At 46.9% G+C, this 21,557-nt stretch carries 14 protein-coding genes; 5 read left to right on the top strand and 9 right to left on the bottom strand.

Going from position 1 to position 21,557, the window contains the following annotated elements; translation table 11 throughout:
* Window positions 1-70: 70 nt before the first annotated feature.
* Window positions 71-1,810: an iron uptake porin gene (locus tag QUA02_RS29735; RefSeq protein ID WP_333033147.1), complete on the bottom strand. Its 1,740-nt coding sequence runs from the start codon at window positions 1,808-1,810 to the stop codon at window positions 71-73.
* Window positions 1,811-2,523: 713 nt separating this feature from the next.
* On the opposite strand from QUA02_RS29735, the gene QUA02_RS29730 reads away from it, so the two are divergent.
* Window positions 2,524-2,940 carry a P-loop NTPase family protein gene (locus QUA02_RS29730; RefSeq protein WP_333033146.1) on the top strand — a complete coding sequence of 139 codons (417 nt, stop codon included), beginning with the start codon at window positions 2,524-2,526 and terminating at the stop codon, window positions 2,938-2,940.
* A gap of 1 nt (window position 2,941) precedes the next feature.
* Here the strand turns inward: QUA02_RS29730 and QUA02_RS29725 are convergent, their stop codons facing one another.
* From QUA02_RS29725 to rsmI, 7 genes are all read right to left on the bottom strand, one after another.
* Window positions 2,942-3,097, bottom strand: a complete 156-nt coding sequence (locus QUA02_RS29725) for a hypothetical protein (protein WP_333033145.1) — start codon at window positions 3,095-3,097, stop codon at window positions 2,942-2,944.
* A gap of 310 nt (window positions 3,098-3,407) precedes the next feature.
* On the bottom strand, window positions 3,408-3,905 hold the full coding sequence (uraD, locus tag QUA02_RS29720; protein ID WP_333033144.1) for a 2-oxo-4-hydroxy-4-carboxy-5-ureidoimidazoline decarboxylase: 498 nt from the start codon (window positions 3,903-3,905) through the stop codon (window positions 3,408-3,410).
* A 29-nt stretch (window positions 3,906-3,934) separates the two neighbouring features.
* A complete protein-coding gene (locus QUA02_RS29715) occupies window positions 3,935-4,219 on the bottom strand; it encodes a hypothetical protein (protein WP_333033143.1) in 285 nt (94 codons plus the stop codon).
* A gap of 88 nt (window positions 4,220-4,307) precedes the next feature.
* Window positions 4,308-4,670, bottom strand: coding sequence for a hydroxyisourate hydrolase (gene uraH / locus QUA02_RS29710; RefSeq protein WP_333033142.1), 363 nt, complete (start codon window positions 4,668-4,670; stop codon window positions 4,308-4,310).
* 111 nt (window positions 4,671-4,781) lie between these two features.
* Complete coding sequence (gene hpxO / locus QUA02_RS29705; protein ID WP_333033141.1) at window positions 4,782-5,942, bottom strand: FAD-dependent urate hydroxylase HpxO; 1,161 nt, start codon at window positions 5,940-5,942, stop codon at window positions 4,782-4,784.
* A gap of 233 nt (window positions 5,943-6,175) precedes the next feature.
* The gene (locus QUA02_RS29700) at window positions 6,176-7,399 is read right to left on the bottom strand and encodes a glycosyltransferase (RefSeq protein ID WP_333033139.1); all 1,224 of its coding nucleotides are present in this window, start codon (window positions 7,397-7,399) and stop codon (window positions 6,176-6,178) included.
* A gap of 82 nt (window positions 7,400-7,481) precedes the next feature.
* A complete protein-coding gene (rsmI, locus tag QUA02_RS29695; RefSeq protein WP_333033138.1) occupies window positions 7,482-8,363 on the bottom strand; it encodes a 16S rRNA (cytidine(1402)-2'-O)-methyltransferase in 882 nt (293 codons plus the stop codon).
* A 69-nt stretch (window positions 8,364-8,432) separates the two neighbouring features.
* Here rsmI and QUA02_RS29690 point away from each other — a divergent pair, with 69 nt between their 5' ends.
* From QUA02_RS29690 to QUA02_RS29675, 4 genes are all read left to right on the top strand, one after another.
* Window positions 8,433-9,290 (top strand): PfkB family carbohydrate kinase, encoded by an 858-nt coding sequence (locus tag QUA02_RS29690; protein WP_333033137.1) that lies wholly within the window; start codon window positions 8,433-8,435, stop codon window positions 9,288-9,290.
* Between the two features lie 230 nt (window positions 9,291-9,520).
* The gene (locus tag QUA02_RS29685; RefSeq protein ID WP_333033135.1) at window positions 9,521-10,645 is read left to right on the top strand and encodes a cupin-like domain-containing protein; all 1,125 of its coding nucleotides are present in this window, start codon (window positions 9,521-9,523) and stop codon (window positions 10,643-10,645) included.
* 89 nt (window positions 10,646-10,734) lie between these two features.
* Window positions 10,735-11,613, top strand: a complete 879-nt coding sequence (locus QUA02_RS29680) for a 3'(2'),5'-bisphosphate nucleotidase CysQ family protein (RefSeq protein WP_333033134.1) — start codon at window positions 10,735-10,737, stop codon at window positions 11,611-11,613.
* Window positions 11,614-11,997: 384 nt separating this feature from the next.
* Window positions 11,998-19,935, top strand: coding sequence for an FG-GAP-like repeat-containing protein (locus QUA02_RS29675; protein ID WP_333033132.1), 7,938 nt, complete (start codon window positions 11,998-12,000; stop codon window positions 19,933-19,935).
* Window positions 19,936-20,238: 303 nt separating this feature from the next.
* Here QUA02_RS29675 and dprA read toward each other — a convergent pair whose 3' ends face one another.
* The gene (gene dprA, locus QUA02_RS29670) at window positions 20,239-21,390 is read right to left on the bottom strand and encodes a DNA-processing protein DprA (RefSeq protein WP_333033130.1); all 1,152 of its coding nucleotides are present in this window, start codon (window positions 21,388-21,390) and stop codon (window positions 20,239-20,241) included.
* Between the last annotated feature and the right edge of the window lie 167 nt (window positions 21,391-21,557).

Below are 21,557 nucleotides of genomic sequence, written 5' to 3'. Positions count from 1 at the left end.
AACTTTCGTTGCATCTATTGAAAAAATTCTGAAAGAATTTGGAGAAAACTATGTAATTAATTTTGTCTAGCTACTTATAAGGTTTGAGGCTCGATCGCGCGTAAATCAGCCTGAGATTGAAAGAGTTGCTGGGAGAGTATTCTAATTGCGCTGTAATCGTGTTTGAACTGTTGAACAAACCATCGCTGGGATTGCTAGCGGTATTAAATACAGCAGGATTCAAAAATTCGGTATTTTCAGCCATATAGGCAGCAGTAAACCTGACAGGTTTGGAAATTTGCCAAGTAACAGCAGCACCCGATCCGCGATCGACTGCATTCAACAGTGTACTTCCGTTCGAGTTAAAACTCGTTGCTCCTCTCAGAAAGAAAGTGAAGCGGTTGCCGTCAAAGTATCGATAATAATTCAACCGCGGCCCGATCGAAACTTGAACTTTATCTCCTACCGGAAACGTGTAGGACATCTCGCGAATTCCCACATTATTAGCGGTCGGCACTCCTGTTTGATCTAAAAAAGGCGTTCCCCAAGAGTTGTAAAAACCCGCCGATACCAGTTCGTTTGCAGGCGAGTTGCCGTTGCCAAAAACTAACTGAGTTACCAGCAAATCTTTGCCTGTAAACGAGGTATTTAGCGTCAAGAAAGCGTAGTAGCTAAAAGTAGTTTCAGGTGTATCCCGATCGACGCGAGTCGGTCGATTGTTTGCATCCCGAGTTGGGGGAGCAAAGGCGCTGTTCGGGGCAGTGCGGCTGCGTTCGGCAGTGATTTCGCCTGTGGGAAATGCTGATGTGAGGTTGAACCAAACCGTAGCATTGAGTTTCGTTGTGGTCGAGAATTGATTAGATTCTAGCTCCGCCGTGCGAGCTTCTAATACATCTACTCTACCGCGCAGCGTTGCTAGTTCGGCCGCAAATTCTTCTTGCAGTTTCTGGAGTTTTTGTAAATCTTCTTTTTTGACTAAGTTGGATGTTCCGGCTGTTACCAACTCCGCCACTTTATCGAGACAAGCATTCAAGCCGGCGGCGAATTCGTAGCGAGTCATGGCTCGATTTCCGCGATAGGTGCCGTCGGGATATCCTGCGATGCAGCCGTAGCGTTCAACTAATGATTGCAGTGCTTGAAATGCCCAATCTGTGGGTTTGACATCGCTGAGTTGGGAAACTGAGGTGACTTGCTCTATTTCGGAAGCGTCGTTTATTTCCAGGCTATCTATCTGTTGGATATCGTCAATACTTGCCGGATTTTGCTCTGTTTGGATTGACTCCGCCAATACGTTCGATTCGCCGGATTCTTGGGCTGCTGTTTCTGTAGGTTTTATCTCGTTTTCTTGAGAAAATGCTGGGACTTTTTCCTGGTCTGTTTCTGGTTGATTTTTGGGTGCGATCGCGGCGGGATTTTCTGGTGTTACCGCTGGATTTGTCTGGGTGGGAATTGATGCGATCGCAATTTGTGCTTCGCCGGATTCTTCAGTTACTATGTTGGAATCTGTAACATCGTTTAGCTGAGAAACTGATGTGACTTGTTCGCTGTCTGGAGTGAGTGAATTATTCTCCTGTTGTTCTCGATCGTTTAGTTCGATATTGGCGGCTATTTCTGGCGTTACCGCAGGGTTTATCTGTGTTTGATTTTGTGCGATCGCCACTGGCGATGCAACTAATTCTGCCTGTGGCAACTCTGCTGTTGGGGCTGTTGCTTCCTCGGTTTCTGAAACGGAAATTTCCGCAGCAAAGCTGGCAGGAGAATGCAGTAGATTAATACAAAAAAAGGCTGGCGTTGCTGTAAGCAGGATTTGGAAAAACCAAAATTTAGACATTATCCTCACACCGTAAATAGCAAATACACTCAAACTGTTTGCAGTAAGGACTTTATTCCTTAATAGGACTTACGCTCATGGGCTCATAAACCGGGGAAAGATGGACGAAAATACTTCTAGTCAGCCGACAGAAACCGGGTTTTTTGGAAAAACCCGGTTTCTCAAACCCGGTTTCGAGGAGTCGGAGTGCGTAAATCCTGCTTAATTAAAAGAGAGGACTTCAGTCCTCAGTACAAACTTGGAAACGATCGACTTTTAAGTCAAGGGTTTGCGATCGGCAGCAGGAGGTAAAGCCCGCTCCTCTGCTGAGATTGGCAGCTACTCAGGATGACTGGACTGGCAATCGGCACTAGGGATAGCGATCGTACTAACCACGTATTTTTCATGGAGAAAAGCTTGCTATTTGGACAAGCAACCAAAGGAAAAACCTATTCTATTTAGCGCGCCAAACACGATCGCTAATCTATGCAGATTGTTGCGTCAAAGTTAAGCAGCGCTTTGGCTTGCCGTATACCGTATACTTTTATTACTTGACTTGCTGTATACAGAGACACATTTTTTTGGTTTGCGTCAAACCACAATGAAACAGAGAAGGTGCTATTTCGACCGCACTTGATGATGTTGTGTTCGATTGCTTTATCAACAATATTTTGTATTTTATGATGCATAAGACTCCCAAATTATCAATAATAAATAAAAAAGATTAATGGGTGATGCTGCAAGATTTGTGGATGCGGGTGAAGTGCGTTTGCATCCCAATCGCTCACGATTTGCGGAAGGCAGTTTTCTTATCGGATACAGTTTATGTAATGGGCCCGCGTCCGAGTTCGATCGTCTATAAAGTAAAAGTCAACCTGCAACGTCCCTGCACTCTAGATATGATGATGTCGGATGACTTCAACCGCATCGTAGCAGAACTGCGCCGCCACATTCACCGCAATAAAAAAAACGAGAAAGCAATGGATAATTTAGAAAAATTTGCGCGCTCAAAAACAGCAAGCATTGTCATGCCAATTGCTGCCACAATCTTGCTGTTCGTGCTGTGGGAAATTCTGGTATTCCTGTTCAAAATTCCCCCGTACAACTTGCCCGCACCCTCCGCTTGTTTGCGGCGGCGGAGAAATACCTGATTTACTGGGCGCGGTGATTGGATGGGCTAAGCCACATCCAGTGCCGGAAAATGCCGTGCTGGTAGCCTAAAGGTTCTTCATGCTGAGCCTGTTTAATTTCTTCTACAGGTACTGGGGCGGGGGATTTTTTTGTGAGTTGGCGATTGAAGAATGTCATAACTTTGCCTCCAAGAGAGTGGTTTCTGGGAGACACATGGAAACCTGTCACCATACCAGCTTGATTTGGTATGTCCGAATCTTTTTCTGTGTCTTATGATACCATTATAGAACTTTTTGGGCGGGAAGTATCCCCCGATCGGGTGATATTTCCTGCATTTAAATTGTCATTGGGCCCCAGAAACCGGGTTTTTTACCGAACCTGCGGGCTGCAACGAAGAATTTTCGTAAAAAAACCCGGTTTCTTTAGAGTCGTGTCTGAGACTAAATTTGGGCGGGCGAGACGCCCACCCCACAATAATTTGACTGCATCATCGGATTGCTGACTCGATCCGAAAGCGGGCAATCTCGCAAATTTCAGCTAAAGCCTGCTGCATTTCAGTTTCAGGGGAATTATCGAGGCGGCTTTTAAATGCTTCGAGAATGCTGGTTTTAGTGTGTTTTTTCACCGCAGCAATGAAGGGGAAACCAAACTTTTCGCGGTACGATCGATTGAGGAATTGAAAGCGATCGAACTCCTCAACAGATAGCCGATCCAAACCCGCACCGGCTTGTTCGCTAACTGATGCTTCCGCCATTTTCGCTTTGCTTCCTAAGTCAGGATGCGCTTGAATCAAAGCTAATTTTTCGGATTGAGTCATGGCGCTGACAACTGTTACCATTTTGGCGTGCAAATCGGCTGTGGAGGCAAAAGGGCGATCGTCCCAAGTGCGGCGGGCGATGGCGGGTGTGTGTTCAAAAATCTCGCCCAGGGCTTGTGTAAATTCTTCCTGGCTGATTTGGTTGAGTTCAACTAAAGAATATTGCATTGTTTATGAAAATACTATCTAACAACTGACTACTGACTACTGAATTGAGTTTGTTCGACTTCGCCGTGGGCTTTGAGGAGTGCAGCAATTTTCCGGCGGATGATAATTCCCGGTTTATCTGTCATCATTTGCTGTTCTTGCGCGATGTCGAGGGGCACGTCCCAATCAGTTGTTTCTAAAATCTGTTTGTCTTCTAAAGTAACAGCGCGATTGAAAGCAATTATATCGCTAGCTTTTGGTTCCCCGGACAATTCGACGGTAGGAATGACTGGATACCAGAATCGTTTAAAAACAGCTTGCTTCGTAACTAACATAATGCCTCGCCACAATCAAGGATAACTAAACCCTTCTGATAACTGACAACTGACAACTGACAACTAACAACTGACAACTAACTTTTATTCAGCTACCTCTATAAGTGCTGTACGACCAAGGGGAAACTAGCAAAGGTACGTGATAGTGTGCGGTGGAATCGGCGATGCCGAACTGAATCGGAACGCTGTTTAAAAACGGCGGTTCTGGCAAATTTTCGGCGGACTGCGCGAAGTATTCGCCAACGGAAAAAACTAATTCGTAAACTCCCGGTTTGAGTTCGCTTTCAGATAGTAACGGAACTGCGGTGCGACCGTCAGCATTACTTGTTACTGTTTTCAGCAGGGTTTTTTCGCCGGAGTTTGGGTCAATTGAATGCAGGGCGATCGACATATTTGCTGCCGCACAGCCGCGGGCTGTATCGAGAACGTGAGTAGTAAGTTTGCCTGACATTTTTGCAAGGTTAAATGTTAGTGTTCGATCTATTTTGCGCGCTGCAATTTAAATGAACCAGGTATCCGTAGGGACACAGCAGTGCTGTGTCCTGGCAAGTATCTGTTTCTATTAGTGTAACGGGCCGGCTGCGATGACTTTGGCGATCGCATCGGTGACATCAGTAGGCTTTTCATCAGCCAATTGTGCGTACCATTTTTCTGTGACAACCGGATCTTTGCCGTGTATTTGTTCTGCGCGCTGTCGGGCTTTTTCTACAACTGCATTGGCACGCTGTTTGCGCTCGGTTTCGTAACGTTTTAGCGCGTATTCTACGCCCAAATTCGTACTCAAAAGGTAGTTACTGAGTACCAGCGCATCTTCCATCGCCTGACAGCCGCCTTGTCCGAGATCCGGGCAGGTGGCGTGGGCGGAATCTCCCAGCAAAGCAACTTTACCGCGAACGAAGCGGTCGATCGGCCCTACGTCGTGAATTTCCGGCCGCGCCACTGCTGCGGGATCGAACCTGTCTATCAGCAATTGCACGGGCTCGGCCCAGCCTTGAAAGTGTTCTTTAAGTTCCGCTTTGTAATTGTCGGGATTGGCGGGAGTGCCTTTGGGTAAGGGAACATCTAAGAAAAAGTAAAATCTATCGCCCGCTACGGGCATCATTGACGCCCGTTTGTGTTCGCCGACATATATCGCCCAAGTGTTTTTCGGCGCGAGTTCTTCATCTGCCGGAACTAACCCGTTCCAGTTGATATAGCCGCCGTATTTCGGCTCTACTTCGCGGCCCAATATATATGTACGCAAAATCGATCGCACGCCGTCAGCCGCCACTAACAAATCGCCCCGTGCTTTGTCTCCATTTTCAAAGATTGATGTTACTCCGCTTTCGTCTTCTTCTACAGAAATACACTTGCGATCGAGCTTGACTTCTCCCTTAAATGCTGCTAGCAACATATTTTGCAAATCTCGGCGGGCAACGGGATAGGGGCGCTGACCGACTTGTTGAATTAGCGGCATTAAATCGATGTCATTCAGGAGTTCGCCGGTTTTGGTGCGGTATTCCATGCGCTCCATTTGCCCGCCAATTTTTGCCATCTTTTCGCCTAAGCCGAGTCGGTTGAGAACTTTGACGCCGTTCGACCACAGGGAGATGCCTGCTCCGGCGGGACGCAGTTCTTTTACGCGATCGTAAATTTCAACTTGATAGCCCGCTTGTTCGAGGGCAATTCCCGCAGTTAAGCCGCCAATTCCCGCACCGATGATGACAACTTTCAAGTCGTGCATTATGTGTTTCTCCTGCTGAATGACATCTTATTTCCAGAATTGATAACAGTTAAATAACTATTGTTTCCGGTCTGCCCTAATTGTGAAACTCACTATCTTTTATAATACCAAAATTGCGGTTTTTACTGTATCGTAAATTACTAATTTATGCGGTTTTAGGCAAATTGCGATCGGCTTTGGTGCGGCATATCCCCGTAGGGACACGGCATTGCCGTGTCCCTACTGTGGGTATCTTACTCAGCTATAAATTTTGTTAACTCGCCGAGATTTTGCTGAATTGTATTTATCCCGCGAATATGAGACAAGGGAGAACCTCCGTACAAAAAGTTGTTCAAGCTAACTTGATAATTTTGCTGTACCGCCAAATCCAGCCATAAATTGTTAATCGCATCTCCGGGTTTGTAGTCGGGGATATTGTGCTGGTAGTAAGGAAAACTGTCTATACAAGTATTGAAAAAGTTCTTGCGGCCGCAATGTTTTAAATACTGAAGTCGCGGTTTGAATTCGGTTTGATTTTCCAATACTGTATATATAGTATCGGCGAGAGATTCTGGGTCGAATTTAGCGTAAAGACCGGCACCTTCGGGGAAAACTGGCGAGTTTCCTCTGGCGTATTGGTTGAACTCTTGGAAGCAAATTACCGGAACGTTGCAACTCATGGCTTCGGTGATGCCTCGGTTTTTTCCTTCGAGGAGGGAACCTAGGACGAATGCTTGTGCTCGCGAATAATATGTGGGGATTTCGCTGTAGTAGTCAACTCTAGGCACTAAATTAATGTAGTCTAAGGGATTGCCTAAAATTGTTTCTATTTGTTGCCATTCTTTTAAGGCGTACTCGTCGAGGGTTTTCAGGTTGCTAGCATCAAAGTCATGGCCGGTGACGACTGTTAATTTTATCGGTTTTTGCGGATATTTTTGGCGGTAAACTTTTAAGGCTTTGGCTATGATTGGCAAATTTTTTTCTTCGGAAATTCGGGCGACGGCTAGCAAGTCGATGTCTTTTTCAGGCACATTCCTGGGGGAAATTAAGTATTCGTTGATGAAGTCGGTGTCTTGCAGTGGTATGATTGGTTTGTGGGCGCGATCGACATAAGTTTCGCGAAACCACTTATCTCGCTGCGGGTTTTTGTATAAACTGGAGTAGGCGTCAGCTATGGGGGCCCAGGAATAGGACGTTCCGGGGGAATAGGTGAAGGATAAAAATACTGAGGAAAGTTGGGGAAATAGTTTGTTGATGAGTTCGACTGCTTCGCTGAAGTAAATTCCTTTGATGAATTTTCCTTCGTAAAACAGCGGGGGAAGCAAGACGTAGAAACTGACGGTATCGAAGCGGTGGGGTTGGTCTTCAAATATCTCCCAGCTAAAGGCGTCTAAGTCTGCATAAATTTCGGCGATTGGTTTGTTGATGTGGGGGTTGCGTAAATATGGCTTTTGTCGATCGTAGTTTCCGCGTACCATATAATTTTTAGTGTGATTATCTAGTTTTTTTATTTAACCGCAGAGGCCGCAGAGACCGCAGAGGAGAAGAGAAGAGAGATATTCACAAGTCGTCCACGGGTTGTTCTAGTGATTCATTGTCGCCTATTGTGAGGGCGAGTTGGTAGATTTGGCGGCGGGGGAGGGATGTTTGTTGCGCTAGCTGGCGGCTGGCTTGGGAACGAGTTATGCCTTCTGCAATTAATGTTTGCAATTCTGCTTTGATGGCGTCTTCGGAAAATATTGGGGCGGCTGTTTGGATGCCGGCAATTACGAGGGTAAATTCTCCTTGGGGTTCGCGAGTGGTGTAAAGTTCGATCGCACTTTCCATACTACCGCGCCAAAACTCTTCGTGCATTTTAGTTAACTCCCTCGCCAGCACAATCTGTCTGTCGCTTCCCAATGTATTTGCTAAATCTTGTAAAGTTTGCCGCAATCGGTGGGGAGATTCGTATAAGATTATAGTGCGGGATTCTATTTGCAAAGCTTCTAAACTCTGTTGGCGTTCTTGACCTTTGGTGGGTAAGAAACCTTCAAATACAAATCTCTCTGTGGGCAATCCTGATGCAGTTATGCCAACAATGCAGGCGGTCGGGCCGGGAATCGGAATAATGTTAATATTAGCCTCGGCGCAAGCTTTTACTAACTCGTATCCGGGGTCGGAAATTCCGGGCATTCCGGCGTCTGTGACGAGGGCGATACTTTTTCCTAAAAGCAGTTTGTCGATTAATTCCGGGAGTCGTTGGTGTTGGTTGTGTTCGTGATAGCTGATTTGGGGGGTTTTAATTTGAAAGTGGTGCAAAAGTTTGCCGGTATGGCGCGTATCTTCGGCGGCGATGAAGTCTGCTGTTTGCAAGATTCGGATGGCGCGAAATGTCATGTCTTCGAGGTTGCCGATCGGGGTTCCTACGATGTAAAGTGTTCCTGTATTGGGATTTGCTTGCATTTTAAGATTTGGATTTTTTAACCGGAGATGGAACACGGGCGAGACGCCAGTGCCACAATTTAAGAAGATATGAAAACTGGATTGTTTTTGGGATTGGCGACTTTAGATTTAGTTTATTTGGCGGTTCTGCCTCCGGGTGAAAATCAGAAAGTTGTTGCTTCTGATTGTACCATTGCTGCGGGTGGGCCGGCGGCTAATGCTGCGGTGACTTTTAGCTATTTGGGGAATGCGGCGATATGGGCGGGGGTTTTGGGCACTCACGCGATCGCCCAATTAATTCGTGCCGACTTAGCGGAGTATAATGTCAGGATAATCGATTTAGCACCGGGGCGATCGCACTCGCCGCCAGTTTCCTCGATTATTGTAACTGAAGCAACGGGCGATCGATCTGTAATTTCCATCAATGCTACGAAATCGCAAGTTGACAGTCAAGCAATTCACCCCGATCTTTTAACATCAGTTAGTATTGTACTGCTGGACGGACATCAAATCGCAGCCAGCCAAGAAATTGCTCAACTTGCCAAGTCAAAAAACATTCCCATTGTCCTCGACGGTGGCAGTTGGAAACCCGGATTAGAAGAAATATTGCCTTTCATTGAATGGGCGGTATGTTCCGATAACTTTCATCCGCCCGACTGCGACAATTCCGAACAAGTCTTTGCTTATCTGTCAGCAGCGGGAATTCCCAACATAGCCATCACTCGCGGCGAAAAATCAATTTTTTACCTCAGAAACGGCACTTACGGCAGTATAGAAGTCCCTCAACTTCAAGCCACAGACACTTTAGGCGCTGGCGATATTTTTCACGGGGCTTTCTGTCACTACATTTTGCAAAATAACTTTACAGATAGTCTGGCAGCAGCCGCTAAAATTGCTGCCGATTCCTGCAAAATTTTCGGAACCCGCGACTGGATGAATAACGGTTAACTTTCCCTAAAAATCAACGAAAGTATCCGGGAAAAACATATCCAAGCTAGAAAACTTGAACAGACACCACTCCCTAAGTTAAAATCCGAAAAACAACCTTGACAAAAATTCCGAACACCTTCCCTTTCCCTCTCTTCCTTCGCGCCCTTAGCGCCTTCGCGGTTCGTTAAAATTGCTATATTAGTAAGATAACCGCAAACCAAACAGTCCCAAAACAACATACCCGAATCATGCCTGACACCCAACCCCTAACCATCACTCTTCCCCCTTTGCGGATTACCCTAACAGAACAACAGCAAGTTAACCTCGAATGGCTGACACAAAACTTGCCCAATCTACTTACTCAAAGCAAACAAGAAATCCCCGACAATATGAAACAGTGGGTGGCGGCTAACAAATTATTAAATAAACCCGACGCCGAAATCATTCAAATCCTGGTAAGTACCGGCATTGACGCGGAAACAGCAACAGCAGAAGTTACGGAAATATCCTCTCATCCCTACTTCCAAGCAGGTAGCCAGTACGTGCAGTTATTGCAGAAATTAGAATCGCAACTCAGCATCAACAATCAATTAGCTGCACTCTCTTCCAAGTTTGGCACAATCGAACGGAAAAGCAGCCTGTCACGAGAGTATTTTCTCGAAAATTACTACGCCAAAAATACTCCAGTAATTATTACCAACATCATGCACAACTGGAAAGCATTGCAGTTGTGGACGCCGGAGTATTTGCAGCACAAATACGGCGATGCAGCGGTGGAAATTCAAGCCAACCGCAACTCAGACCCCGATTACGAAATTAAAATTCACAACCACAAAAAAACTGTTTTGTTCCGCGAATATGTAGATATGGTTGTGAATGGCGGGCCTAGCAACGATTGTTACATGGTTGCTAACAACCAGACTCTGGAAAGAGAGGAATTTAAACCTCTATTCAACGATATTGAAATTTTTCCAGAATACCTCAATCCCACCGATACAAAAGGCAGAGTTTTCTTTTGGTTTGGGCCGAAAGGTACAATTACACCGCTGCACCACGACCCAGTTAACTTAGTTTTAGCACAGGTATCGGGACGCAAACTCATTAAATTGATTTCTCCGCAGCAAACACCTCTGCTTTACAATCACGTCGGAGTTTTCAGCAAGGTTGACGGCGAAAATCCCGACTACGAAAAGTATCCGCTTTACAGAGATGCAAAAATCATCGAGGTGATTTTGGAACCGGGAGAAGTTATCTTTATTCCTGTCGGTTGGTGGCACCACGTAAAATCCTTGGAGGTGAGTATTTCGGTTTCGTTTACTAATTTTGTGTTTCCCAATTATTACGAATGGAAATATCCTCATATTAATTGGTAGTCTCTGGTACGGTGCGTCAGTTGGGATTTTTTCGATTATTATGAAGTACATACGAACTGACGCACCCTACTTAAATTTATCAATAAAACATGAAAACTCTTGAAGAAATCAGCGAAATTGCCCGATCGATCGCCTGGAGTGCATCAGATATCCTACAATCCTATTATCGCCAGGATTCCCACAGTCCTAACCTCGACATCCAAGAGAAAAAAGATGGCCCCGTCACTGCGGCTGATGTCGCTGTCAATTCTTACATTCTCGACGAATTGCAGTCGGCTTTGGGGAATGCAGAATTTGGCTATCTCAGCGAAGAAACTTACAAATCTTATTTGAAAACCAACGGTCAAGTTCCCTTGCCTCAAAGTTGGGTTTGGATTATTGACCCTTTGGATGGAACGCGAGATTTTATTGACAGGACAGGGGAATTTGCAGTTCACATTGCTTTAGCATTCGAGGGAAGACCGGTATTGGCAGTTGTGGCTTGGCCCGAACAGCAAAAGATTTATTACGCAGTGCAAAATGCGGGCGCTTTTATGGAAAGTCGGGAGGGTTCTGCGGTCAAATTGCAGGTTTCAGGGCGAAATATACTGGCAGATTTATCTATAGTAACCAGCCGCAGTCACCGGGGCGATCGCTTTAATCAATTGTTACAAAAACTGCCTTGTCAAAATCAACTAGCTGTCGGCAGCATCGGCTGTAAAATTGCGACAATTGTGGAACAAAAGGCTGATGTTTATATTGCGCTTTCGGGAAAGTCTGCGCCGAAGGATTGGGATTTAGCCGCGCCGGAATTGATTTTGACGGAAGCGGGCGGTCAATTTACTCGTTTTGACGGTTCTGCTTTGCAATATAACCGGGGAGATGTGAGTCAGTGGGGGGGATTGTTGGCGAGTAACGGTTGCTGTCACGCTGCTTTGTGCGGGCAAGCTGAGGCAATTTTAGCAGGGATAGATGGGAGTTTTAAATAAGTGCGATCGCCCGTAAAGATGGTAACGAATAACTGGTAGGGGCGACTTTTACCATAAATCTTGGCAATCGCTAACATTATACATCCACCCGCCCCTCGCACCTATGTATCAAAAATCCCGATCTTAATATTTCAGTATAATGACACTTGCTATTGAATTGTTTTTGTGTTAGATCATCCACCTCGCGCTGGCTCATCCGTAATATTACTTAATAAAATTCCCCATCTTTATCAAAACTTTAAATAAAAAGGTGTTTATAAAGAAAAGTTTATAGATATTCTCTTAAAAAACAGTTATGGTTACTACAACATTCAGAAAGAGTTTCCGATGCAAGTCGCGAAACCGGAAAATTATTGTCTTTTTTTAGCTATCAATAGGTGTATTATGCCAAATTTAAATACTCAAGTTTCAGGAAGTGCGATCGCATTTATCGATTCTCAAGTTGAAGATTATCAAAGTTTGATTGCCGGGGTAACACCGGGTACGGAAGTAGTGGTTTTGGATGGGAATCGGGATGCGATCGAGCAAATTACTCAAATTTTAGCTCTTCGTACCAATATTGACAGCATTCACATTGTTTCTCACGGTGCTCCGGGTAGCTTGCAACTCGGTAATGGCTGCTTGAGTGCAGATAATGTGGAAACTTATTCCGAGAAATTGCAGCAGTGGCGGAGTGCTTTAAATCTGGGTGCGGACATTCTGATTTACGGTTGTAATGTCGCATCATCACCTCGCGCTTACCCGAAAGTCCGCCAGGGAATGAATTCCCTGGCTCAAAGCTCAAGTCGGTTGAAACCGACTGGTAACAACCTCAATAAACAGTCCTCTTCAGAGGACTTTCGCTATGAGACGGGGGTTTCAACCCCCGGCGGTATCGGGGAACAAGCGAGAGATTTAGATGTAGATTTAGATATAGATGGTTTCACCTTCATCCAACGAATTGCCCAACTCACAAATACAAACGTTGCTGCTTCCCAAAACCTCACCGGAAGTGTAGCAAAGGGTGGGGACTGGGAACTGGAAGTGAGAACCGGGAAAATAGAAACGCCGCTCGTATTTGCACCCGAAGTGTTAGCGGGTTACGAGTATGTTTTGAATTTTGGTGCGGAGACTAATTTTGGCGCGGGGGGGCAACCGCAATTCGTCGGCGTAGGAGACTTCAACGGCGACACCAAGCCTGACTTAGCCGTGCCGAATCGTGTCGCTAACGTTTCTATCCTATTAGGGACAGGTACAGGCAGCTTTAGTGCTCCCACTAATTTTCCTGTGGGACAATATGCCTTTGCTGTCACGGTGGCAGACTTTAATGGAGACACCAAGCTTGACCTAGCCGTTGCCAACTCGGGGAGTAATAACGTCTCAATTTTGTTAGGAACAGGGACAGGGAGTTTTGATACAGCTACCAACTTTAACGTCGGGTCGAGTCCTTGGTCAGTTACGTCCGGCGACTTCAATGGAGATGGCAATATTGACCTAGCCACAGCCAATATTGACTCAAACGATGTCTCTATTCTATTAGGGACAGGTACAGGCAGCTTTAGTGCTCCCACGAACTTTATCGTCGGGACAAAACCCCAATCTGTAGCTGTAGGCGACTTTAACAAAGACGGGAAACTTGACCTAGCTACGGCGAACTTTACCTCAAACAATGTCTCGATTCTATTGGGCACAGGCACAGGCAGCTTTGGCACTGCCACTGGTTTTAGTGTGGGGACAAACCCCTATTCTGTTGCTGTGCAAGATTTTAATGGGGATGCCAACCCTGACATAGCCACAGCCAACGAAGACTCTAATAATGTATCCGTACTGTTAGGGAATGGCACAGGCGGCTTTGGGGCTACCACTAACTTTCCTGTGGGGACAGGGCCTCGTTCCGTGACTGTAGGTGACTTTAACGCAGACGGCAAAATTGACTTAGCTACAGCGAACAGTGTTAGCAGCTCGACCCCTGTGGCTAATAACCTCTCGGTTCTGTTGGGGACAGGCACTGGTACTTTTAGCCCTGCCACCAACTATAGCTTGGGGTCAAACCCCTGGACTGTCACTGCGGCAGACTTGAATGCGGATGGGACTCTTGACCTAGCCACGTCAAACTATTGGACTAACAACGTTTCGGTGGTGCTAAATGTACCCACTACAGTTAATTTCGGTTCAGCAACATACAGCGGTACAGAAGGAACAACAGACACCGCAGTTAATATTCCCGTCACCCTCAGCGGCGGCACTCCTTTGAGCGATGTAACTGTGCCAATTGCGATCGACCCCAGCAGCAGTGCCACCCAAAATTCAGACTACACCATTTCCCCTACAACTGTTATATTCCCCGCCGGCACTACTACTCTCACTCAGAATGTTGCAGTTACTATCAAACCTGACAATCTCCCTGAGAACGCCGAAACCGCAATCCTCAACTTGGGCACAATCACCGGTGGTGTTGCCGGTACAGCCAAACAAACAACACTAACTATTGCTGCTAACGGTACTGTTTCTTATGCCATTGCCGCTGGTACTGCCAGCATTCCTGAAGGCAATAGCGGCACAAAACCTCTGACTTTCACTGCGACTCGCAGCGGCGATACTGGCGGGGCAAGTAGCGTCAATTATGCGATCGCCGGAACAGCTACAAACGTCAGCGATTACAACAACATCGGCGGCACTTCAGGGGCAACTGCTGTTACGGGCACAATTAATTTTGCCGCCGATGAAACATCCAAAACCATTACTCTGGATGTATTAGGCGACACCCTAGTTGAACCCGACGAAACCATAGCCGTCACCCTTTCCAATCCCACCAGCCCAGGCGTAACACCGACAATTACCTCTGCTACCGCTACCACAACTATTACTAATGATGACACGGCTGGCTTTACTGTTAACCCAATATCGGGATTAACTACAAGTGAAGCTGGTGGCAAGGCAGAATTTACAGTCAAACTCAACGCTCAACCTACTGCTGATGTTACCATCGGTTTGAGGAGTGACAATGTTGAAGAAGGAACAGTTTCAACTAATAGCTTAACTTTCACTCCTGCTAACTACAATCAACCGCAAACAATAACAGTGAGTGGTGTTGACGATTTGGTAACTGTAGTTGATGGCCCTCAACCTTACAAAATTGTCACGGCTGCTGCTGTGAGTACCGATGTTAATTACAACAACCTCGATCCTGAAGATGTCACCGTCACCAACAGTGACAATGAAACTCCGGGAATTACGGTCAATCCGACGGCGGGATTAACTACTGGTGAAGATGGCACTAAGGCTAACTTTACTGTGGTTCTGAATACTAAACCAACTGCTAATGTGACTATCGGTTTGAACAGTTCCAATGTTGCGGAAGGAACAGTTTCGACTCCGAGTTTGACTTTCACTCCTGCTAACTGGGATACACCGCAACCGGTGACAGTAACTGGGGTTAACGATAGCATTGTGGACGGCAATATTGACTACAAAATTGTCACAGGGCTTGCTGTTAGCGACGATCCGGATTATAAGCTAGATGCAGCGGATGTTAGCCTTAGCAATCAGGACAATGATACGGCTGGTATTTCTATTACTCCTACGGAAACAACTGCTACAGAAGGCGGTGCAAACGGTACTTATAGTGCGGTGTTGAAATCGCAGCCGATCGCACCTGTAACTCTCACTCTCACAACAGGTGAGCAGATAGAGGCGATCGCGCCTATCACTTTCACTGCGGATAATTGGCAGACGGCTCAAACCGTTACGGTAAAAGCTGTTGATGATACGGTTGTGGAAGGTACACACAGCGGTAATATTACTCACAGTGTGAGTAGCAGTGATGCTAAGTATAACGGGATTGCGGTTGCTGGGGTGGTTGTGGCGATCGCTGATAACGATTTAGCGCCACCGCCGCCAACTGGTACGACAACGCCGCCAACTGGTACGACAACGCCGCCAACTGGTACGACAACGCCGCCAACTGGTACGACAACGCCGCCAACTGACACGACAACGCCGCCAACTGACACGACAACGCCGCCAACTGGTACGGCAACGCCGCCAACTGGTACGACAACGCCGCCAACTGGTACGACAACGCCGCCAACTGGTACGGCAACGCCGCCAACTGGTACGGCAACGCCGCCAACTGGTACGACAACGCCGCCAACTGGTACGGCAACGCCGCCAACTGGTACGGCAACGCCGCCAACTGGTACGGCAACGCCGCCAACTGGTACGACAACGCCACCAACTGGTACGACAACGCCGCCAACTGGTACGACAACGCCGCCAACTGGTACGACAACGCCGCCAACTGACACGACAACGCCGACACCAACGTCTGTATCTGCTGGGATTACCGTCTCCCCCACCAACGGATTAATCACCACTAAAACAGGTGCAAAAGCCAAATTTACCGTAACACTTAATAGCCCGCCGACGGCTCCTGTTACGATCGGTTTGAACGTTTCTCCTCAAAATCCAACAGAAGGTAGTCTCTCCACTCCCGCAGTTACCTTTACACCTGAGAACTGGAATATACCCCAGGAGGTAACGGTAAAAGGAGAGGGTGGTACTCTCTCTGCTGCTGCTAACCGACCTTACACGATCGTTACCGCCCCTGCCATCAGCACTGACAGCAAATACTCCGGTTTAGATGCCTCTGATGTCAGTCTTACCAATATGTTCGTTTATTCCGGCAATCAATATTCTCCTCAGATTGTCGTTGGGTCAACAAACGGGTTGATTACAACAGAAGCCGGTGGCACTGCTAATTTCAGTGTTGTGTTGACTCGGCAACCTATTGCTGATGTTGTCATCCCAGTCAGCAGTGACAACCCAGCAGAAGGAACTGTTTCTGTATCGATGCTGAAGTTCACTCCTGATAATTGGGATACAGCTCAGATTGTCACAATCAAGGGCGTTAACGATAATCAATCTGATGGCGATCGTCCCTACAAAATTATTCTCGATCGGGTTATAACCAACGAGCCTGCTGGAACAACTTCTTCTTCAAGTCCCGGGTACTCAGGTTTCGATCCTCAAGATGTCAGCGTGACTAATCTCGAACGCAGTTACACTTTCAACAAAATCAATACGGAAATCTCGAATGATTTCAATGGCGGAGCCATTAGCGGTTGGGGAGACTACAGCGGTGATGGGAAACTGGATTTTATCGCTTCGGGCGGTCTTAAGCCACTTACCAGATTCGGTAGCGCCGATAACTTCACAGGCACTTGGCTGTACCAGAACACAGGCAGTACCTTTAGCGCTGAAAGCGGCGTCCCAAGTTGGGAGTTAGCTTCTGCCGCATCTTGGGGAGATTACGATAATGACGGTAAGCTAAATTGGGCCTTACAAACAGTAGGAAATGGCAGAATTCAGACGCCAAGCTTTCTCAAAATCTACGGCAACTATGCCTTCAAGTCGCAACAGAGAAGTTCCGCTGATAGTTCGCAAGTATGGGGAGACTATAACAATGACGGAAAACTGGATCTGCTGAATGCCACCCAGCAAAGTATCTTCGACTCAGACACTGGGTTGAGCCAGCAAAACGTCAGCGTACTTTACCGGAATAGTGGCAGCATTTTTACGCCAGACTTTAGCGCCGAACTTCCGGGCGTTACCGACGGTTCTGCTGCGTGGGGAGACTATAACAAGGACGGCAAACTCGATATCCTGCTAACGGGCGATAGTCTTTCAGGCAAAATAACCAAGGTGTTTGGCAATACTGGCAGTGGGTTTAGCGACGAAGCTTTCGCTTTGCCGGGTGTTTCTGATGGTTCTGCAGCTTGGGGAGACTATGACAATGATGGCGATTTGGATATCTTGCTTGCGGGCGATACAGGTTCGGGCAAAATAGCCAAAGTTTACCGCAACACTGGCAGTGGCTTTAACGAAGACACGACTGCCGTCTTGCCCGGTGGCAGTTTTGCAGCTTGGGGAGACTACGACAACGACGGCAAATTGGATATCTTGCTCGACAGCAAAGTTTACCGCAACACTGGCAGCGGCTTTAGCGAAGATATCAGTGCTGGACTGATTGGTGACGGTTCTGGAGCTTGGGGAGACTACGACAGTGACGGCAAATTGGATATTTTGCTGTACAACCAAGTGTACCGCAGCAATACTGCGATCGCGAATACTCCTCCCGCTGCACCCACAGGGCTGTCGGCTTTACCTTCTGGCCGAGAAGTTACCTTCAAATGGAACAAAGCAACTGATGCTCAAACTCCTGCTGATGGTTTAAGCTACAACCTGCGAGTTGGCACGACGCCAGGGGGCAGCGACATTCTCGCCCCGATGTCTCTCAATGACGGAACTCGGCAAGTTGTAGGGTTAGGCAATGCCAACCAAAACACTGAGTGGCAACTCAAAGACTTGTCTCCAGATAAGACATATTACTGGAGCGTACAGGCGATCGACACTGCTTGGGCAGGTTCGCCCTTTGCTTCAGAAGGAAGTTTTACCACAGTCGCCAACCGCCCGCCGGTGTTGACTAATCCCATATTGAGTCAAGGTCGTAACAAATTCCGCAGCGACTTGAATTTGACTCTTGCTCCCGACACCTTTACCGATCCCGATCCAGGTGACAAGCTCACTTACTTCTACTCAATAATTCCAGAGCCCGAACCCAATGTCGGCCCCTTAATACCAAACCCTCTCGATTGGCTGACCTTCAACTCCAATACCGGCACTTTCATTCCACCCAATTGGCTTAAGTTCGACCCAAATACGCTGACCTTTAGCGTGGATTTGAATGCTGGGAATGTCCCCTCACTATTCTATTTGCCAATTAAGGTGACAGCAACGGACAATGCTGGTGCCACTGCCACCGACTTCTTCCATCTGTACCGCAATGGCATTTCTGGCATCGCAATTGACGGTTATATCTCCGGTGCAACTCTCTTCTTAGACGCTAACAAAAACGGCATACTCGATGCCAACGAACCATCCACCATCACTAACAGCAATGGTGAATTTAATCTCAACATCCCCTTCGAGACATTCGACACCAACAAAAACGGAGAAATCGACCCATCAGAAGGCAATTTAGTAGCCACAGGAGGCACTGACACCGCCACCGGATTACCCCTAGAAACACCACTCACCGCACCACCAGATTCTAGTGTAGTCACCCTCCTAACCACCTTAGTCGCCGACTTAACTGACAAAGGAATTGCACTAGAAGAAGCCCAATCTTTAGTCAAAGCAGCCCTTTCTCTCCCCGCTGAAGTTGACCTAACTAGCTTCGATCCAATAGAAGCTACCAACAACAACCAACCGGGCGGAGTCCAAGTCTTAGCCGCAATGGTGAAAGTCCAAAACTTCATCACTCAAACCAGCGGTTTGATTGACGGTGCTTCCAGTGCAGTCAATACCGATATTGTCAAAGCTGTTGTCAGTTCAATTACCAATCAAATTCAATCCGGTACAGTCTTAAACCTCAGCAATGCCGCAGCTTTAGAACCAATCATTCAGCAAGCAGCCACTAAAATCCAGCAAATAGACCCCAGTTTCAACACTCAACAAGTCAGCCAAATTACATCGCAAGCAGCCACAGTAATGGCAACAGCCAATCAGCGCATTGATAGCGCTGTCTCCAACCCAACAGCAACATCAATTCCTGAATCACTTGCCCGCCTCCAACAAGTAGCCTTGGGCCCAACAACTCAAGACTTCAAAGAAGTTGGCACAGGAAATAAACCTATTTCCCAGGTAGTTGCTGACAATACTGGTACTGCTTTAGATAGCAGAATTGAAGCTGTAATATTACCTGCTGGGATTGCAACTCCTGTTGTCAGTGGCGATGCAGATTTGGGCAGCAATTCCCCGAATGCAATTATCGGTACGAATGGCGACGATATCCTGACTGGGAACAGCGGGAATGATGTTTTGATGGGCATGAGGGGCAATGATTCCCTCGACGGAAGTCTGGGGAATGACTCTGTTTTCGGCGGCAAAGGTAGCGATACAATCCTGGGAAGTAGCGGTGATGATGCCTTGTTTGGCAACCGCGGTGCTGACATTTTGAATGGCGATGATGGCAATGATATGCTTTACGGAGGTAAGGGCGATGATTTGCTGAATGGCGGTTTGGGAATTGATACTTTGATAGGAGGAATGGGAGTAGATAAGTTCCTACTCTCTACCAATTCCGGTACTGATACGATTACTGACTTTGAAATCGGCAAAGACTTGCTAGTATTGGGTAACGGGTTGACTTTCTCGCAATTGACAATTGCTCAAGATAGCGGTGCAACTTTAATCAGGTTTGCACAAACAGGGGAGATTTTAGCTTCTCTGGGCGGAGTTTCTGCTAGCAGTATCGGTGCAGCTAATTTCGGATTGCTTTGAGTTACCCGAAATTAGGAGACGGCAGTGCCGTTTCCCTACAATTAATCGGTAATCGATGTTTTTGGGGTAGGGACACGGCACTGCCGTGTCCTCTGTTGCCGTGTTATTAATGGTTGTATCAGATTGGGATATGAGGGCAATTTCATCATCCAATTCGGTTGATTTTACCCGTTACCCGAAATTAGGAGACGGCAGTGCCGTTTCCCTACAATTAATCGGTAATCGATGTTTTTGGGGTAGGGACACGGCATTGCCGCGTCCTCTGTTCCCGTGTTATTAATAGTTGTATCCTAACATTTCACATCAGCAGCGCTGATATCGCATTCCCGGCAACTGCGAAACTAATCCCAACAATTCCAACTGCAAAAGTATACTAGAAACTGTTCCCGCTTCTAATCCCGACGCTTGCACAATTGTATCAAAAGAACTCGGCCCAGATTCGATCGCACTTAACACCTTAGCCAATTCCGGCTCCAACGGCGGCCCTTGCTTTTCAACCGTCGGATTTAGTGGAAACAGCGACAACTGCTCGGCTCTATCCAATTTTGGCATAGCTCCGAGCATTTCCAACAACCTGTCTTCGCTTAAGAGTCGATCGCTACTCGGCAGAATCGGATGAGCACCTTTACTCAGCAACTCCAAACACCCAAACGAACGCTCATCATCCAATCTTGCCGTCAAAACATACACATCCCGACAAAAATCATTCGCTTGATAAGCAGTAATTAACGCGCCCGATTTGTGCGGAGCTTCTATCACGATTGTAGCGCGGCTCAAGCCAGCAATTATGCGATTTCGGCGGGGAAAATTAGTTTTATTTGGTTGAGTGCCCGCCGGATATTCGCTAATTGCCAATCCCTGCTGCAAAATGCGATCGCACAACCTCTCATTTGGCTTAGGATAAACGATATCGACCCCAGTTCCAAATACAGCCAAAGTCCTGCCTCCCGCCTCCAAACAGCTTGTATGAGCCTCTGTATCAATTCCAGCCGCCAATCCCGAAACAACAGTAAAACCGCTTTTAGCCAAAGCCGTACTAATTTTGCGAGTCCACCTTCTGCCGTATTCCGAAGGGCTGCGAGTGCCAACAATTGCCACCGTCGGCGTAATTCCTTGATTCTCTTTTACATCGACTAAACCGCGATAGTACAGCACCGGTGGCGGATTGGGAATTTCCAATAATAAGCGGGGATAATCTGGATCTGCGCGCGTCCAGAAACATGGATTTTTTATAAGATGTTTTTCGAGAAATTCTTCGGGATTGAGTTTAGCTCTTTCTTGCAAAATTGTTTCAATTATCTGCTTGCCAAACCCTTCAACTCGCATTAAATCTACTGGTTTGGCCGTCCAAGCTTCTGCCAAACTATTGAAATTTTGGTGCAATCTTTGCAACAAAATCGGCCCGATACCGTTAATCTGCGACCATGCTAACCAGTAAGCGCGTTCTTCTACCAACGAGTTACCCTCAACTTATCTGAGAATAATTTTATCATTTTCGGTTGAATATAGTAGGGAAACGGCACTGCCGTGTCCTGTATTTCTTGGGTAGGGAAACGGCACTGCCGTGTCCTGTATTTCTTGGGTAGGGAAACGGCACTGCCGTGTCCTGTATTTCTTGGGTA

Origin of the sequence: Microcoleus pseudofavosus SVA1_A4 (assembly GCF_036700565.1) — a bacterium.
Classification (GTDB): Bacteria; Cyanobacteriota; Cyanobacteriia; order Cyanobacteriales; family Microcoleaceae; genus Microcoleus.
The sequence above is the reverse complement of the archived record's forward strand: the minus strand, read 5'-3'. Positions and strand labels throughout refer to the sequence as shown.

Excerpts from the sequence above, each read along its gene's own strand:
- QUA02_RS29715 (WP_333033143.1), bottom strand. The coding sequence starts at position 4,219 with ATGTTAGTTACGAAGCAAGCTGTTTTTAAACGATTCTGGTATCCAGTC.
- QUA02_RS29675 (WP_333033132.1), top strand. The coding sequence starts at position 11,998 with ATGCCAAATTTAAATACTCAAGTTTCAGGAAGTGCGATCGCATTTATC.
- QUA02_RS29690 (WP_333033137.1), top strand. The coding sequence starts at position 8,433 with ATGAAAACTGGATTGTTTTTGGGATTGGCGACTTTAGATTTAGTTTAT.
- QUA02_RS29700 (WP_333033139.1), bottom strand. The coding sequence starts at position 7,399 with ATGGTACGCGGAAACTACGATCGACAAAAGCCATATTTACGCAACCCC.
- QUA02_RS29685 (WP_333033135.1), top strand. The coding sequence starts at position 9,521 with ATGCCTGACACCCAACCCCTAACCATCACTCTTCCCCCTTTGCGGATT.
- rsmI (WP_333033138.1), bottom strand. The coding sequence starts at position 8,363 with ATGCAAGCAAATCCCAATACAGGAACACTTTACATCGTAGGAACCCCG.
- uraD (WP_333033144.1), bottom strand. The coding sequence starts at position 3,905 with ATGCAATATTCTTTAGTTGAACTCAACCAAATCAGCCAGGAAGAATTT.
- QUA02_RS29735 (WP_333033147.1), bottom strand. The coding sequence starts at position 1,810 with ATGTCTAAATTTTGGTTTTTCCAAATCCTGCTTACAGCAACGCCAGCC.
- QUA02_RS29680 (WP_333033134.1), top strand. The coding sequence starts at position 10,735 with ATGAAAACTCTTGAAGAAATCAGCGAAATTGCCCGATCGATCGCCTGG.
- QUA02_RS29725 (WP_333033145.1), bottom strand. The coding sequence starts at position 3,097 with ATGACATTCTTCAATCGCCAACTCACAAAAAAATCCCCCGCCCCAGTA.
- hpxO (WP_333033141.1), bottom strand. The coding sequence starts at position 5,942 with ATGCACGACTTGAAAGTTGTCATCATCGGTGCGGGAATTGGCGGCTTA.
- uraH (WP_333033142.1), bottom strand. The coding sequence starts at position 4,670 with ATGTCAGGCAAACTTACTACTCACGTTCTCGATACAGCCCGCGGCTGT.
- QUA02_RS29730 (WP_333033146.1), top strand. The coding sequence starts at position 2,524 with ATGCTGCAAGATTTGTGGATGCGGGTGAAGTGCGTTTGCATCCCAATC.